This window comes from Bacillus sp. TCT6 (genome assembly GCF_056033845.1).
This window is the reverse complement of sequence record NZ_JBVYHX010000001.1, coordinates 2,327,274-2,344,156: the sequence shown is the minus strand read 5'-3', so window position 1 is coordinate 2,344,156 and position 16,883 is coordinate 2,327,274. Positions and strand designations below refer to the sequence as shown.

Below are 16,883 nucleotides of genomic sequence, written 5' to 3'. Positions count from 1 at the left end.
TATCTAGAGGGATGTATTTTTATATTCAACGCATTGAAATAATTCCCTTTTTCGACAACAACTTATAACATGATTTTTATAAAATCTTGAATGAATTTTTGTTCATCTATTTCTAATGCTATATGGGCCCCTTCAGGTATAGAGCTAGGGCGGAAATCAGCAAATGTTTGTCCTTTCGTATCTCCGTATGTATCTACATTTACTGTACGATGCACAAATTCAAAAAAACTTGGATTTACTAATCCACTTATTGCAACCACATCATGTAGCAAAGGTCCTTCGATAGATGGATTAAGTTTTTGGTATGCAGATAAATAGTAGTCATACATTGGTTTCATTATCATATGAAATGGATTCTTTGTATTAGCTTGAATATAGCTAAATACATTTGGTGTTAACACAGCTTTGTTTGTTACATTTAAAGGGAATATTAATAAATTCTTTGCTTGATGGAAAACAATTTTACTTGCTATAGGATCTCCATACACATTTGCCTCTGCTAACGGCGTAACGTTTCCTACTTCTAAAAAAACACCACCCATGAAATATATTGCTTTTACATCTAGCATTAAATCATTCCATAAATTAAAAGCAATTGCTAACGAGGTAGATCTTCCTACATCAACAATCGTTAAATCTTTTCCGTACTTTACAAGAATCGCAGCGATACTACCAAAATTGTATATTGGAATAGATAATACGCTTTCTGGAACATGGATGGGCCCTAATCCTTCTGCTCCGTGAATTTCAGGGTAGTACGTAGTAATTTCTTCTGTAAGTGGTTTTGTTGCACCACTAATGACAGGAATGTCTTGTCTATTTGCTAACTGTAAAATATACGCTGCATTATGTGCAGCATGTATATGCTCAACATTTCCGTATCCAGTTACAATACCTACAATTTCAATTTCGGGATGCAGTAAACCATACATAATGGCAAATGAGTCATCAATACCTGGGTCTCCGAAAAATAATACTTTTTCCAAGAAATACTCTCCCCTCATAAAAACATAGAGTCATCAATAACTATGTATATGAAAAAAGCAAGTATATCTATGCGAATTTTAGAATGGATAATGTTTTACAAAATATTAAAAAGGAACTAGCGTATGCTAATTCCTTTCTTAAGTAACCATTCTCAAATTTAATTAATTATCGTATCCTTCATAAATTGCATCATTTATTTGATTTTGTATTTTTTTATCATCAGGTACAGGTTTCCACCAATTTCCTGTAATAAATAACATAGTTAATAAATTATAACTATCACTAAAATAGCTTTCTCTCTTATTCTTCATCCAATCCCAACCGCTATTTACCCACTTTTGATTATTGCTACTCGTTATACTTGCAGCAATAAACGGTGAAACAAATACAGCAGTTGAATAACTACCAATATTAGATCCATTTAATTGATAACCATCCACAATTTTAGAAGGATTTCCATTCGTTTTATTTTGAATCCATGAAGAGACTTTATCAGAAATGACTTTACTTCTTTTCTCGCCGTACATCGCATAGTCCATTACAATTCTCAATGGTACCCGACTAGCATTGTAATAATATGCATTTGTATATTCTGACTCCTCTAAGAAGTCTTTAGGTGCGGGTTGTGGTGGGTTTTTTACAACGAAATCTGAAATAAGTCCTGTATTTGGAGAGTACTTATTACTAAATTGCGTATAAACATCGTACAAATTATTAATAACAGTAAGCCAAGTTTTATCACCTGTAAATTCATAAAATGCTCTAAGGTGTGACATCATCCAATCAGATGGCCTCGTATCAAGTGAATTTTTAGAATCCCAATCTCCTAAATTTAGTCGGCTATTATTTGTAACATTACTAGCTTTAATACCTTTTGTAATCATGTCTTGTGCTTCTTTTAAATAATTAACTGTTCCATTTGATCCCCACTGCTTATGAGCAAGAAGAAGAGAATACGCAATATCTAAATCCCCATCAGTAGCAGAATCAAAATGACCTTGTGCTTTTTTACTATCTGCGACAACCCATCCCATTAAATTAGGATTTTGAGAGCTTTTAAAAGTTCTTGCTGTTTTAAATAAACCATCATAGATTTTTTGGGCATTCGAATCGTAACCAGCCATTAATACTGTAATTATCATCCCATACCCTTGACCTTCTGAAGTTCCAAGTGGCTTAAACCCATCCGCATCACCCGTAATCTCTCCTTTTACGTAATAACCACCAGGTAAAGAAGATAAATCATTTTTCAAATATTTCTTTTTCCAATTATCGTAGTAACTTCTTACAGAAGCATTTAAACTTTCCTGTGTAACATGAGTAGGTTTTATAACACCTGCATAATTAACTTGCTGGGGAAATGGTTTCATTTCCTTTGCAGCAGCTACTTGTTGATTAACTATGGGAATAGAATTTTGTACTGAATTGTCCGTTACATTTGCTGCGAAACTAAAACTAGAAAAACTAGCTAGACCGATTCCTATAATAGAAATACATGTGAAAATATTTCTTTTTCCATTCATTATGTTGTCATCTCCTTTTAAAATGCTTACTACATAAAATGTAACATACAATATTTAACTGAAATACAAAATATTATATTTATCAACATAAGAAAGAAACTATATGAAAAAGTATCATAAAATTATTATTGAATTACGTTATACGGATTGATTATTTGCTAAATTCCTATGTTTTTCTTTTCTTAATACTGGTATATGAGCAATCACGATACCAAGTATAGTAATCCCTCCGCCAATTATCGAAACTAAAGTTGGCACTTCTCCTAACCATAACCAAGCAATAAAACATGCAGTTACTGGGGTTAAATATAGAGAGCTTGTTGCCTCAGCAGCACCAGCATGAGATATGATATAGGCCAATGCGATATATGGGAGTACTGTTGGAAATAAGCCTAAATATAAAACACTCACATTCACTTCAAGAGGAGCTGCTAGTATTTCTTGATACATTCCCGGTAAGAAAATAAGCATACATACAGTACTAGATAAAATTGTATATATGGTAAATGGTAAGAAGCCGTACTTTTTTAAGTAAGAAGTTTGAAAAACAAAATATAGGCTTTCTGAAATCGCTGCTAATAATATAAATAATCCCCCACTATTCAATTGAATAGCATCTCCTTGACTAAATGATATGAGAGCAATTCCTATAAAACTAATTACACCACCGATCCAACCATTTAATTTCATTTTTTCGTTTAAAAATATAGAAGCAAGAATTGCCGTTACTATAGGTGTGACCGAAACAATTAAACTTGCAGAACCAGCATTTACTGTTTTTTCGCCGTAGTTTAATGCAATGTGATAAAAAGTGAATCCTAAAGCACCGAACATAAAAATTGCTGGGATATCCTTTAAATCCGGTAGCCGTAACTTGTAGATAAAAGAAAACAACAGAAGTATAAATGAAGCGATTAATAAGCGTAGTAAAGTAAGATGCTCAGGTGTATAAGATTCAAGCCCCATACGAATTGCCGGAAAAGCAGTTCCCCATATAAGAATCGTAAACGCGTGTGCATATATAATGCGTAAATCCCATTTTTTATTATGCATGTTTTCTCTCCCTTTCTAATAAACCAACCATTTTTAAATTACCAATTATTTCTTTTCATCATATTTAATAGTTGATACAATGTCTTCAACCAGTTATTTATCGTAAAAACCAACCACTTGGCATTTTTAAATTGAACGAGGGAGTTTTTTTATGACAACGAATAAAAAACTGCCTAAATATCGGCAGATAGTAGATTATATGAAAGAAAAAATCGAAAACGGAGAATGGCCGATCGGAAGTAAGATCCCTAGTCAAAGGCAGTTAGCAAAATTATTTCATGTAAATCGAAGTACTGTAATAACTGCGCTCGATGAACTTATGGCAGATGGCTTAATTCAAGGGAAAATCGGAGCAGGAACAGTTGTAACAAATAATACATGGTCATTATTAGCGACGAATCCCCCGCCTGATTGGAGTGAATATGTAAAAGCTGGTATTCATAAACCTAGCAAGTTAATGGTACGAGAAATAAATGAAGCAGAAGCAAATAAAACACTTATCCATCTTAGTAAAGGTGAACTTGCACCTCAAATTTTCCCGCTAAAAACGATGCAGTCCATTATGAAAAACGTAAGTGACGAATTAGATTATTTCGGATACGAAGAACAAAAAGGTTTTTTACCGTTACGTGAGGCAATAAGTAACTACGTAAAATCATTCGGAATACATGTATCACCGGGTTCTATATTAATCGTCTCTGGTGCATTACAAGCATTGCAATTAATATCAATTGGTCTTTTGCATAGAGAATCAACTGTTTTACTTGAACAACCTTCTTACTTATATTCACTTCATGTATTTCAATCAGCAAATATAAATTTATCTGGTATAGCTATGGATCATCACGGTATTTTACCTAACGAATTATTAAAACGCATTAAATACAGTCAAAAGAAAAACATTTTATATTCTATTCCTAGTTTTCAAAACCCAACTGGGATATTAATGTCTCAAGAACGAAGAAAAGAAATAATAAAGATATGTGAAAAGGAACAGTTACCTATTATTGAAGATGATATTTATCGTGAGTTATGGATTGATGAACCCCCTCCAGCTCCTTTAAAATCAATAGATAAACATGGACATGTATTATATGTTGGTAGTCTATCTAAAACACTTAGACCAGGACTTAGAATTGGATGGATTATTGGACCTGAACCAGTTATTGAAAGATTGTCAGATATAAAAATGCAAACAGACTATGGATCGAGTTCGTTATCCCAAAGAGTTGCTGCTGAATGGATAAAAAAAGGTTTTTATGAAGAACATGTTGCAAACGTAAGAATTCAACTAAAAGAACGAAGACAAATCATGATACGGGCTTTAAATAAGTATTGTGCAGATATTGCCACTTGGGATATTCCTAACGGCGGATTCTTTATATGGCTTAAGGTTGTACCTAGCATTCCGATGAAGAAATTATTTTCAGAGGCACTATCAAAGGGAATTCTTTTAAATCCAGGACGTATTTATGAAGAAGAATCAGAACCGTACATTCGTTTATCATATGGATATGCTTCTCCAGAACAAATGACTCACGGGGTTAAATTGCTGAGTGAATTAATCCGTAAGCTAATGGCATAATAAAAACTCCTCTTTTTCTATAGAGGAGTTTTTATGTATCTTATTTACCACAACCGCATTTCCTGCCCCAACACAATAAGTCCTTCATAAGGATCTCCTTCAATGTTTAATACTTGAGCAAAAGCAGGTTCTGTTTTTATACCGTTCTCTTTCAAGCGAAGAATTTCTTCCCTTATATGTGGATGCTGCATTAATAGCATGTGCTCTACTATCATATGTCTATATGCATTTTGGTTACGCACTGGCTTAGGCTGAGCAAATAATTCAAATTCAAAACCTTCGAATTCAAAATTTACCTTTATCGATTCAGTACCTTTCATTTTTTTCTTTTTTATATTGAACCCTCTATAAGAACCATATAAAGATCTCATTTCCTGCTCAAAAACATCAAAGTTATGTACTTCCATTACTATATCTAAGTCAGATTGGAGAGTATCAATTCTTATAGGGATTGTCCCGCAAAGAACGGGACTATACAAAGCTAAATCCTCCATTATGTTTAGTTTATTTAAAACATCATATACCTTTTGTTGTTTGTCATTCCCTGATTGTAAATATGTAATAGATGTAAACATGGAAGTCTCTCCTTCATTTCACGTAATACGTGGCTCACTAAAATCAAGAAAAATTTGTCCGTTTAAATTTGTTCTAGGATTACCTTTATTTCAATATATTAAGGCCAACAAACAATATGTTTCAACTTTTCTCCTATACTGCAATACTATAAAAATAAAAAAGGAGGAATTATTATGAGCATTTTTAACATTCTTTTAACCATACACATACTATTTGGAACAATATGCTTAATCACTGGTATTGTAGCGATGGTTGCTCAAAAGAAGAAAGGAAAACATACTGAATGGGGCGAGATATATCATGCATCCTATGTTGTCATTACCCTTACGGCAATAATATTATCCATTATCAACTGGGATAAAATCGCATATTTATTTTATGTAGCAATCTTCTCTTATTCATTTGCAATTTATGGATACCTCGCACGAAAAAAACGTTGGAAAAATTGGCTCCATCACCACATTAGAGGTATGTTAGGTTCTTATATAGGTGCAGTCACCGCACTTTTAGTAAATGTCGGCATCCATATTCCCATTATAAATTTACTTCCGCCAATATGGTTTTGGTTTTTACCCACATTAATTGGTATCCCCCTCGTAGCCAGTGTATCAAAAAAATATAAAAAGCGTAGTTAAAATTAATTACATTTTGATTACTTTCTGATTATTAGAATGAAAAATTATACTCTATATATTACGAATGATATTATGAGCACTCGTCCTATGAACATCTATAATAAAATGCCGCCCAACAGGACGGCTCTTATTTTTACTTTACAAATGTAACATATTCACCAGAAACCCATTGATTTCCACCAACATTATACCAACCATCTTTATATCCAAACGATTGATATTTTGCACCTTGGTACACATTTTTCACAATACCGTAATTTGTTCCTGGTCCGGTACGAACACGCAATACATCCGCTATTATAGTAACTACGCCTACACCATCGTTTGATGATTGTGAAGTTGCGGGTACATTTCCTCCCGTATAACGAATATATGATGGATCGTTATAAATCCACTGATCGCCACCTAAATTTAACCAGCCATTTGATTGCCCAAATACTTTGTAGGACTCTCCTTTCCCTAATTGGCGAATAACACCATATCCAGTACCAGGTCCTTTTCGTAAATTTACATTGCTACCGTTAATATAAGCTACCCCTACACCATCATTCGTTGGAGGAGGAGTCGCTACGTTTTGAAAACCTTTTCCAAAAGTATCCGTTCCATACCCTTTGTAGTTATATTGCAAATGCGGGCTATCCACAAATCCTTTCCAGTCACCGCCCCATTCAAAGCCAATTTGTTTAGCATAACGAATTGCTGATGCCCACGGTTCTTTATTATAGCCATTCCAATCTTCTGTACCATTCGACTGAATTGGAACAAAATCTAATGCTTGTCCTACTAAGTGATATGAGCGCATCGTTTGCGATGCTCCTTTACGAACATATTCACGTTGTTGCTCGACCGTACGGATTGTTTCGTAAATTAACACTTCAATACCATTGTCAATGCAGTACTGATACCACTTAAAAGCGGTAGCTTTCGTATTATCCGCTAATTTATTCAGATTACTTACATTTCTATTGTGGTATTTCAATATGCAACATCTCCTTTTCTATTATCATATGCAAAATTCGTCTCATGGGTTGTACATATACCTAGAACGATACGAAGTACAAATACATAAGAAGCCAATTCATCTAAAAAGGTTTTCACTTCTAGCTTCAAACTTTGTAAACTGAAATCAAAGCAATAAAAAACCACAACCTAGGTCTTCCAGTTGCGGTTTTTGGTATTTTCTTTTGATATGATACATGCCTTCTTGCATTGATAATCCTAGTATACAGGTTGTGTAAATTTTCCCTTTATGAATAACACTACTTATTCATGATTTTTCAAATCCAATATTGAATGTAAATGATCTGGATAATTGGTAAACATCCCGTCGACTCCCCATGCAAGTAACTTTTTCATATCATTTTCATTATCTACTGTAAATGGATGAACTTCTAATCCACTTTTCTTTATTTTCTTTACATAATCTGAATCGATATATTTGTAATTCATACCAAGACCTATGCAGTACATTTTATACTTTTCTATCTCTAATTTTGTTAATTGAACTGCTTTTTTATAAGGTAATAATTGTACTATGGATATATTACTATTTAAGCTATGAATCTTTTGTAGACTTTCTTCACTAAACGATTGAATAATAACTTTATCCTGTATTTCGTAGTAATTAATAATTTCTAATAATTTTTCTTCCATTCCTAAATATTCATCAGGTGATTTTGTTTCGATATAATAGTTCGCGTTATGCCCAAACGTTTCAATAATTTCTTTTAATGTTGGGACTTTAGCATTTTCAAATTCTTTCTTTGCTAAGTTCGGATATTTTTCATAAAAAAAAGAACCTGCATTTAGTTGCTTTATTTCTTCTAATGTATGCTCTTTCACTAGCCCAGTACCATTTGTTGTACGATTTAAGGTTTCGTCATGCATAGCCACTAAATGTCCATCTTTTGTCATTTGGAGGTCAATTTCTATATAATCTCCATTCATTTGTTGTCCTAATTTATATGCTGCTATTGTATGTTCAGGTGCGTACGCAGAAGCACCTCTATGTGCGATATTTTTTATATGATTTGATTGATTAATAGCTTTAGTATACTTATGTTCATTTATTTTCTGAAAAACAAAGATACTTATTACTATAAAGGCACAAATTATTGTAACAAGATATATCTTTTTCATAACGATTTATAAGCTCCTATATAAAGACGATTTAACTAGAATGATTTACTCAATTAAATGTCGATTTTCCAATACAGTCATTTTACCGATAGCTTGAAATCCCGATTTTTTATAAATATTGATTCCATCGTGTGAAGCTTGTAATACACAATAAGTATTTTTAAATTTTTGTGCTTCTTGCAGAAGGAAATTGAACATAGTAGATCCGAACCCTCGTCCTCTCATTCCTTCTTTAGTTGCTATGTCATAAATACCAATACTATCTTTTGAACATATCAATGAACCAACAGTTACGACTTCACCTTCATATAACCCTAAAAATAATTTCAGATTCTCACTGTTACATATATCAAGATTAGAAATTTGATTATAGAATGCTTGTACATGTATACCTTCTTCTGATGTGCCGAATAGATGAGCTAACGTTTCTCCAAATTTATTTATTTGTCCAGGGGAAGCTGCTTGTTGAATAGTAAAACTTACTGGCATGTTTATTGTTGGGGAAATTGTTTTTAAGTCTGCTACCATCGCAATATTCTGTTCCACTTCTTTTAAACCGATTTTAATTAACTCACTTTTTATATCCCGCTCTTGCTCCTCATCCCATAACCAAACACTCATTGGAAAATTTCTTTGATAATAGTATTCTACCTCTTTATATAATTTCTCGATCCCTTCCGTTAAATTATTGTTTAGTAGAGTGATGATATTAAATGTATCGGCAGGTAATCCACAATCAACAGAAATATAATCTTTCGTTTTTTTTATACTCATTCCGGGCACAAATTGTGCAATATATGAAGTTTTAAATGCAAAGTTATCTAGTAATAGTTGTTTATAATTCATCAATAGTTCTCCTTTTCATAAAAAGTAACACTCGAATTTTTCTATATTAAATATAACATATTAGAAATTTACCATTTTCTATAAAAAGTACCTCTTTAAATTGTGCTCTATAGTTTAAAATAATTAAAAATGATATAACGTTGTCGGAATGAAAAAAGTGGTATATAATAAATATTAACATTACTAGTAATTATTTTAGGTATTCCTAGAATAAAGGAGCGATACATATGAAAATTACTATTTATTTCGGAAGTCATGAAGATCAAGATGTTCGTACTATGGACTGTCATTTAGATGTAGAAGATACAGAAGAGATTGTTTCTGTATCATAATATAAATAGTTAGGGTAAACCCTATTCCTTACAGCGTTTAAGGCACCTTTTATAAGGTGTCTTTTTTGTTATATTTTCATCAAAAACCCTTTACTTTATAGCGTTTTAATAGTAAAATATAAATATACGAACAAACGTTCTTTTTATTTTAAACGTACATGAAGGGATGATTTTAACAATGGCTCCATTAAAGCGCAGAGGAAGAAAAAAGCAAGCACCTATTATTTCAAATACAGGCTTTATCGGCTCTGTCTTTATTGATACATTGGAGTTACAAAAGAAATCCTATTATTTCGCTCGTAAAAAACTTCAAATTGTTCATCACGTATTAGATGGTCTCTCTGGAGCAACAAGTGCTTTATTTAAAGAACATAACATTTCAGCATACATGTCATGTGTGTATTTACATAAACAAAAGAAAATTGGTTTTGTTCTTTCAACGAAACCATTTGAACAAAGTGATGGCGTTGCTTATTTTGTAAATTATTTAATCGAAAAGAATTTTTACGGCGACCATGACGAAGATGTAGAATATCAAGAAGTATTTAATACAGGTTTTATCGGTGTAGTATTCGCTGATTTGTCTAGTATAGATCGCTTTAATTTCGAGTTTGAAATGGGTATGCTAACGAAATTAATGAAAGATATGATTATTCCGGTTAAAGAACTCTTTTTACGCCATAATGTACCGGCTTACATCTCCACTTCTCATTTAGAAGAACAAAACAAATTAGGTTTCGTTCTCTCTGTAAAGCCATATGATGAACGCGCTGAAGCTGATTTATATTTTGAAGCGTATTTAAAAGAACGAGGATTATTTATTGGTGATGAAGAAGATGATATTGATAAAATTGTTATTAGAAAAACAGCTGAATTACGATAGAAAAGCGCAGGATGCTGATCCTGCGCTTTTTATAATTTATGAAACTGATTTACCAAATAAACGGTATTAGTTTTTTGTATTCTGTTTATACACTGTAAATTGTTCTCCATACTTTATCTGTAAGTAAGCATCAGATTTTGGAATATATTCAAAAATAAATACAAAGAACAGGCCTAGAGATATAAACAAACTATAAATATTGCTAGAGATAAATGCTAAACCTAACACCCAAAGGCAATCCCCCAGATAATTAATATGAATCGCATATTTAAATAAACCGCCTGTATATAGCTTACCTTGATTTACAGAATTATCTTTAAAGGATTTTCTAAGTAGCTCTGAAACTGTGTTTAACATACTTCCTCCTAAAAATAATATCCAACCTATTGTAAGTAATATTAAATTAGGATCCTGATTACTAGTAATCATTAAGATTGGAAAACCTAAATAATAAATTCCAAAAGCAATACTGTTCATAATGGCTTCTTGCCATGAAATCCCTCTAGGCAACCATATAAACATCATAGCTGTTAATCGTAAAGCGGTGATAATTAAAGCTATAAACAACCCTATTGAAATGCCTTGTTTGAAATAAGTAATGAAAAGCAAGTAAAACGCAATGATTAGATAGATAATCTCAGTAACTAAAATTAATATTTTTTCTTTTATTGTTGGCCGGTTTATACCATACATTGTGATACACCCCTTCCTTTATTCATTTTATAGGAAAATATACTTCTATGATGTTATTCTCCTCCTGTGTGCTATAAGGATTCGTTTTATAAACTTCAAACGGAGCGCCATTCAGTTTATAGTTATTTTCTTCAATCCAAACATGTAGCTTTGTATGAATAAAAGGTAATTCTTCGTAAGAACCAATAAGCGTAGCCATTGCGCAAAGACCGGGATTAAACACTTTTGTTTTATTAGTGGCTTCTGCAAGGGGAATCGCAATTTCTACATCATAATTTTCAGGTACATATTCTGAACTATGGAATATAGCAAGTGGTTTTGCACTAGGTAATAAATTTTCAAATGAAATTTTACTAAACAACTCATTAAAGTGTGTTAGGAAATCAGCGGTATTAATTTGTTTTCGCTGAGATAATATATTATAGGTTAAGTGATTTACAAGATTAATCTCAATATGATTTAAGTAACCTATGTACTTTAACTGGAGAGGACTTGTACTACGCGTTCATATAAATTTTATAGACGTTAAGGATTTTGTTTTATGGGAAGTGTTCTTGCTATGGAATCGGAATTGTAAATATAGATGAACGTGATTCAAATCAAAAAAAGGTACTCCTAGAAGTACCTTTTTAACTATTCTATATGTGCGAACGTTTTCAAAAATTATTGGATATAAATTGACGTACGCATTGTATTAAATGGCGCGTTTATAGATGTTTTTTGGTATTCAAATGTTCCTTGTTGATGTCCAGATGCATCCCATTTGTAATACCAGCCAACGATTGGTTTTCCGCCGATTATTGTGGATCCAATACTTTTTACATTAGAACCATTCATTTTAGTAAACGGATTTTGACCGTATCCCATCTCTTTCGTTGTAATATATAAGTATTTTCCCCCGTGGTTACGTGTTGTGCTAAAGCTGTTTTGGTTAATTGTTTCTACTCCGCCCAGCTCAGACTCTACTTGTACGACGTTTAGTGAAGTAAGTGGTGCTGCTGGTCCAGCTGAAGCTTCTGTTGCCATCCCTAATCCGACGAACGCTGTGATTGCTAACGATGAAATCCCTAGTGCTGCTTTTTTAAACATAAAAAACATCCCCTTCCATCTATTGTTTTCTCTTTCATTGTCAATATAATCCTAATAATCTTATATGTAAATAGATTGTAACTGCAGAAATAAAAGTTAGAATATTCTGATTTATTAGCATTTAAAAATATGACTTCAACTTTTTTCGTTAAAGATAGTCATCAATCTCTAACTACTCTAACTACCTAATGACCTCAAATAAACGCTATTCAAGTCATTTTAAGAGGTACAAAAGACCTTATAGTATATAAGGTCTTTCCCAACACTCTGAAAAAACCCGTGAATGATTCACGGGTTTTACTTTAATAACTAATTGCTATTGTTCCCTCACCTGCATGAACCGCAAATGAAATTGGTAATGGATATAATTTGAAATCTATTTCGGGGAATGCTTGTTTAATATCTGCAATCCATTCTTCCGCTCCAGCTTTATCGTTAGCATGGAACATATGAAGTACTTTTGGTAATTCTTTTTCAAGTTCATTTTTAATATATTCTCGACATTTTTGGATTTTACGAACTTTCTTTTCAAGTAAAAGCTCTCCACCTTTTACTTCTAGTATTAAGTTCACACTTAATAAACTTCCAAGTAAAAATTGAATACCCTTTACACGACCACTCGCATATAAACCTTTTAAACTCTTTGGGAATACATGAAAAGGTCTTCTTTTTTCATCTACTAATGTTTTGTGTATATCTTGTAAAGTCATACCATCATTGTATAACGATTTCGCTTTTCTAATTAATTCATCCATTGGATAACTTGTTGTTTCACTGTCTAATACAGTTAATGGAAAACCTGCCATTTCTGCAGCTAACTTCATATTTTGATAGGTTCCACTTACTTTTCCGCTAATAGCAACTGCAAATCCTTCTTCATATTCTTCTTTGCATTTTGTAAACAACTCTACCATTTCCCCAATATTAGGTTGTGAAGTAGTGACTGTTTTACCTTCGTTTAACGCATTATAAACCCGTTCACGTACACCTTCTTCACAATCTTTGTACGAAATTCCATCAATAATAACTTCGATTGGGATAACAAAGTTATCTCCTTCTGTTTTAAAATTCGCAGTTGTACTATCAGTAATCCAAGCAACACGCTTCATGTTGTTCCTCCCTTAATTCAATTCCTCTTTTCTAATTTTTCTATATATTTATGTTATAAAAAGAGAATATCCCTGTAATAGTAACAGGACTTTATTATTTTGGCTATAGTAGATGTATATTAAATGTGACTATTTCTTGTCTATTCCACAAATAAAAAGAAAATCAAGGAATTTGCTCGATTTTCTTCTTATTCATATACTATTTAAAAGTTTCATTATCTAAAATTACAACATAATCATTCGTTAATCTTCCTGCCTCTTTTGTATAACTAACAAGCCTTTGTATATTATCACAGCAAATTTTTGCTCCCCATACGAGTAACGGTACGCCAATAAAATCGATATGGAACCTTCTAGAAAACAGACCACCAAAAGTCATTGGTAAAGGTACGGTTGGTGATGTATTAGAAAAAATAATTTTTTCATGACTTTGATAATGTTTTTGCAAGATTTCTCCTAAATGCTTCATCGCTGGTACAACAACTTTTGATGCGCCACATCCAATCGTATATACAGGATGACCGTTTTCGTCTATTCCATGAAAAATAATTTTTCCCATATCTTCTGTTTTCAATTTATTAAAGTAATCTACATTCAAAATTTCTTCTTTTGTTAACTTACGATCCGTTGGTAATTTATTTAAATGATATGCTGCAGCTAGTGATGTTGTATGTGTACCGCCGAAGTCTGTGTAAATGTATATCATATTATCATCCCTTGTTGTAAAAGTTCAATGTTATTTAGTATTACCGTTCGCAACAATGTTAAACAAGGGATGCATGTATTTACGCTTTTTGTGTTAATTCATTATATTTTTTCCAAATATAATAACGTCTACTAATTACGGTGCCTAATGTAATACATAAAAAGGCATTTGTTACAACCATTAGTGTCTGGTGCGTGCTACCAGAAAACATACTTTGTTTAATAATAATTTTTGCTCCTAAAATAACAAGAAGAATTATTGTACTTACCCAATTTCCTTTCCGTAGTACATGACCCGTTTCACTATCTAATCGAAATGTTAAAGCTTTCCCCCGTATAATTCCAATACCTAAGCCAATTCCAAGCATTACAAAAAACAGTAGTCCTTGCAGCAAAGTTATTTGTCCCATACGAATAATGGACTGAACTGTTACAAAGCACAACAAAGCCGGAATGAGCCAAATACGGTTTATTTTCACTTTTCGTTCTTTACTTTGCATCAAAACAATAATAAGAACAACAAGTAAAATATCCATTTAGAATCCTCCTATAAACTTGTTTATCTTTAAAGATTATATTCTCCTCTTTTCATTCCATAATTGAAATACAATAGCTACTTTCAAGTGTAAGATGGAAAATGTGAGTTCTCATCAGCCTTAAGCATTATTTATAAAAATAAAAAGACGTACTTTTTACTCGTACGCTTTTAATAACTCGTTTAAACTCCTATTTATCAACTAATTCCACACCTTTAGAATTAGTTTTACCCAACAATCGAATGTTAAATTTATTAATAGCTTTTAAAAAGATATTATAAATACAATATCCAACAATAGAACCTATAACATTACAGATCACATCATCAATATCAGTAATACGTCCCACTCCACTAAATAAAGACTCAATTAATTGTAGCAATTCAATACTAACTGATATAGCAAATCCTAATAAAATATTATTTTTGAATTTCGTATATTTATCCCATAAGATTGGTGCTGAAAATCCTAAAGGCATTAATAATAAAATATTCCCGCCTACATTTCTTACAATTAGACCAATCATAAACAGGGCATCCCCATCATAAGCACTACCAATTTGATTGATGTCTTTAATAATTGATGCAAATGGTATTATATTGACCGAGCGATTCAGATTTTCAACATTAGAAGGAAAACCAATTGGTAAAGGGAATAAAGTTACTGCAACAACCATACAAATGTAGACCACGAATAAAAAACTTATTATTTCTTTCCACCAAATCACATGTTTTTTATTTTTGGTACCAATTAATATTCCACGTACAATTAAATAACAAATAACCCCTAAAATAATAAACAAACTACCGTTGATCATATACAAATTGCTAACACGCCCTTTCATATGAATGAATAATTAAAATTTACAACTATATAGTAATGTTTTCGAATTCCAAAATCTATATAATTGTATATATTTTTATGAAATTATAAAACCCTTTATTTACTAAATAAAGGGTTTCTCGTTAACTAAAATATTTTTCAAAATAGAAACTATCATGAACCCGTTTAAATTATTTTTGTATCTCTTCTTTAATATCCATATAATTAAAAAGCTCTTTCTATTTCTGTCATTAATTTTTCGGGTCCTGCCCCTTTATTCGATGGAATAACTAAAGTGATTCCTAATTCTGGATATATAGACGAGCGAAAACTGACGCCTGGATCATATCCCATTATATGATATTTGAATACCTTGTTTTCTCGTGTTTCAATCCATATTCCATAGCCGTAAGACTGTTTATCATTTACTTGAATGTGGGGAGTTAAAAGTAACTTTGTATATTCCTTTCCTAAAATTTCATTATTAAATAGTGCCGCCCAAAATTTCAGCATGTCTGGTGCAGTAACATATGCACCTCCATCAGCTCCTCCTTTTATTGGTATAGAGTAGGCGTTTGTTCTCCAATTTTGGTTAGTTTCATCCTTTATATATCCTAGTGCTGTATGTCTTGGTAATCTATCTAAAGAAAAATAGCCAGAATCATTCATACCAATTGGATTAAATATGTTCTTTTCTATATACTCCGTAAATTTAAATCCCGTCTGTTCTTCTATTATTAATCCGAGTATGATAAAACCTGCATTGTTGTAGTGAAACTTACTTCCAGGTGTAAACATCATATTACTGTTTTGGAATAATGGTAAAAAATCTTTTAAGCTCTTTAATAGATACATAGGTGTTTGTTTCCAAAGATCTTCGAAGTTATCCATAATACTTTCATCAAAATAATCTGGTATACCAGCGCTATGCGTTAGTAGTTGATGTATTGTAATATCTTCATCAAAGTTTGGAAATTTTATCTCTAGACAATCTTTTAATTTTGTATGAAAAGAAATAACACCTTTTTCAACAAGTTGACAGATGCCAATTGCAGTGAAAATTTTACATCCTGAGGCAATGCCGAATCTTGTTTGTATCGTATTGCTTATACATTCACTTTGGTTTGCGTAACCCAATGCTTTTTCATAGACTAGGTTTTTTTCTTTTTTTACTAAAACTACTCCAGAGAAATCTATTTCCTTTTGTATTTCTTTTACAATTTTATTAATCTCATCTTTTGTTTTTATCACGACAACCACCCTTATCTTTCCAAATTGTTCTTTCCCCTTATTAATTTTTCCATATAAAGGGGAAAGAACCCTCTTATTGAATACGATAAATTGTTAATGAGAACACAAAGTTTATTTCG

The 16,883-nt window shown here is 32.0% G+C and carries 18 protein-coding genes and 1 pseudogene; 3 read left to right on the top strand and 16 right to left on the bottom strand.

Translation table 11 applies throughout. The annotated features are described in order from the left end of the window. Positions 1-62: 62 nt before the first annotated feature. The 3 genes from AC0ONG_RS11870 to AC0ONG_RS11860 all read right to left on the bottom strand — a co-directional run bounded on the left by AC0ONG_RS11870 (position 63) and on the right by AC0ONG_RS11860 (position 3,563). Complete coding sequence (locus tag AC0ONG_RS11870; RefSeq protein WP_000416781.1) at positions 63-986, bottom strand: nucleoside hydrolase; 924 nt, start codon at positions 984-986, stop codon at positions 63-65. A gap of 162 nt (positions 987-1,148) precedes the next feature. Continuing rightward, positions 1,149-2,510: a family 8 glycosyl hydrolase gene (locus AC0ONG_RS11865; RefSeq protein WP_098437256.1), complete on the bottom strand. Its 1,362-nt coding sequence runs from the start codon at positions 2,508-2,510 to the stop codon at positions 1,149-1,151. 138 nt (positions 2,511-2,648) lie between these two features. Then, the gene (locus AC0ONG_RS11860) at positions 2,649-3,563 is read right to left on the bottom strand and encodes a DMT family transporter (RefSeq protein ID WP_000551631.1); all 915 of its coding nucleotides are present in this window, start codon (positions 3,561-3,563) and stop codon (positions 2,649-2,651) included. Between the two features lie 151 nt (positions 3,564-3,714). On the opposite strand from AC0ONG_RS11860, the gene norG reads away from it, so the two are divergent. Further along, a complete protein-coding gene (norG, locus tag AC0ONG_RS11855; RefSeq protein WP_474203589.1) occupies positions 3,715-5,148 on the top strand; it encodes an efflux pump transcription regulator NorG in 1,434 nt (477 codons plus the stop codon). 44 nt (positions 5,149-5,192) lie between these two features. Here the strand turns inward: norG and AC0ONG_RS11850 are convergent, their stop codons facing one another. Continuing rightward, positions 5,193-5,723, bottom strand: a complete 531-nt coding sequence (locus AC0ONG_RS11850; protein WP_000495184.1) for a DUF4269 domain-containing protein — start codon at positions 5,721-5,723, stop codon at positions 5,193-5,195. Positions 5,724-5,897: 174 nt separating this feature from the next. Between AC0ONG_RS11850 and AC0ONG_RS11845 the strand changes: the two genes are divergently transcribed. Further along, positions 5,898-6,359 (top strand): DUF2306 domain-containing protein, encoded by a 462-nt coding sequence (locus AC0ONG_RS11845; protein WP_000021744.1) that lies wholly within the window; start codon positions 5,898-5,900, stop codon positions 6,357-6,359. A 133-nt stretch (positions 6,360-6,492) separates the two neighbouring features. On the opposite strand, the gene AC0ONG_RS11840 is transcribed toward AC0ONG_RS11845, so the two are convergent. The 4 genes from AC0ONG_RS11840 to AC0ONG_RS11825 form a co-directional block, all read right to left on the bottom strand. Beyond that, positions 6,493-7,338, bottom strand: a complete 846-nt coding sequence (locus tag AC0ONG_RS11840; protein ID WP_016098588.1) for a M15 family metallopeptidase — start codon at positions 7,336-7,338, stop codon at positions 6,493-6,495. After that, the gene (locus AC0ONG_RS11835) at positions 7,335-7,505 is read right to left on the bottom strand and encodes a hypothetical protein (RefSeq protein WP_000232343.1); all 171 of its coding nucleotides are present in this window, start codon (positions 7,503-7,505) and stop codon (positions 7,335-7,337) included. The genes AC0ONG_RS11840 and AC0ONG_RS11835 overlap by 4 nt, the downstream gene beginning before the upstream one ends. 117 nt (positions 7,506-7,622) lie before the next feature. After that, a complete protein-coding gene (locus AC0ONG_RS11830) occupies positions 7,623-8,498 on the bottom strand; it encodes a glycerophosphodiester phosphodiesterase (protein ID WP_016098587.1) in 876 nt (291 codons plus the stop codon). A 45-nt stretch (positions 8,499-8,543) separates the two neighbouring features. After that, positions 8,544-9,344, bottom strand: coding sequence for a GNAT family N-acetyltransferase (locus AC0ONG_RS11825; protein ID WP_016098586.1), 801 nt, complete (start codon positions 9,342-9,344; stop codon positions 8,544-8,546). Between the two features lie 510 nt (positions 9,345-9,854). Between AC0ONG_RS11825 and AC0ONG_RS11820 the strand changes: the two genes are divergently transcribed. Continuing rightward, positions 9,855-10,559, top strand: coding sequence for a hypothetical protein (locus AC0ONG_RS11820; RefSeq protein WP_000035353.1), 705 nt, complete (start codon positions 9,855-9,857; stop codon positions 10,557-10,559). Positions 10,560-10,625: 66 nt separating this feature from the next. Here the strand turns inward: AC0ONG_RS11820 and AC0ONG_RS11815 are convergent, their stop codons facing one another. From AC0ONG_RS11815 to AC0ONG_RS11780, 8 genes and pseudogenes are all read right to left on the bottom strand, one after another. Beyond that, positions 10,626-11,252: a DUF1295 domain-containing protein gene (locus tag AC0ONG_RS11815; RefSeq protein WP_228491495.1), complete on the bottom strand. Its 627-nt coding sequence runs from the start codon at positions 11,250-11,252 to the stop codon at positions 10,626-10,628. Positions 11,253-11,274: 22 nt separating this feature from the next. After that, positions 11,275-11,724 (bottom strand): annotated as a pseudogene (locus AC0ONG_RS11810) (GyrI-like domain-containing protein); the annotation flags it as partial. Between the two features lie 191 nt (positions 11,725-11,915). Next, on the bottom strand, positions 11,916-12,341 hold the full coding sequence (locus AC0ONG_RS11805) for a DUF4879 domain-containing protein (RefSeq protein WP_000472921.1): 426 nt from the start codon (positions 12,339-12,341) through the stop codon (positions 11,916-11,918). A gap of 302 nt (positions 12,342-12,643) precedes the next feature. Then, positions 12,644-13,450 carry a DegV family protein gene (locus AC0ONG_RS11800; RefSeq protein ID WP_016077593.1) on the bottom strand — a complete coding sequence of 269 codons (807 nt, stop codon included), beginning with the start codon at positions 13,448-13,450 and terminating at the stop codon, positions 12,644-12,646. Between the two features lie 199 nt (positions 13,451-13,649). Continuing rightward, entirely contained in the window at positions 13,650-14,156 is a 507-nt protein-coding gene (locus AC0ONG_RS11795) for a DUF3189 family protein (RefSeq protein ID WP_000639423.1), read from the bottom strand. 79 nt (positions 14,157-14,235) lie between these two features. Beyond that, complete coding sequence (locus tag AC0ONG_RS11790) at positions 14,236-14,691, bottom strand: DUF1453 family protein (protein ID WP_000353715.1); 456 nt, start codon at positions 14,689-14,691, stop codon at positions 14,236-14,238. Between the two features lie 190 nt (positions 14,692-14,881). Next, positions 14,882-15,514 (bottom strand): VanZ family protein, encoded by a 633-nt coding sequence (locus tag AC0ONG_RS11785; protein WP_000281840.1) that lies wholly within the window; start codon positions 15,512-15,514, stop codon positions 14,882-14,884. A 224-nt stretch (positions 15,515-15,738) separates the two neighbouring features. Further along, positions 15,739-16,764, bottom strand: a complete 1,026-nt coding sequence (locus AC0ONG_RS11780; RefSeq protein WP_000598055.1) for a serine hydrolase domain-containing protein — start codon at positions 16,762-16,764, stop codon at positions 15,739-15,741. Positions 16,765-16,883: the final 119 nt, after the last annotated feature.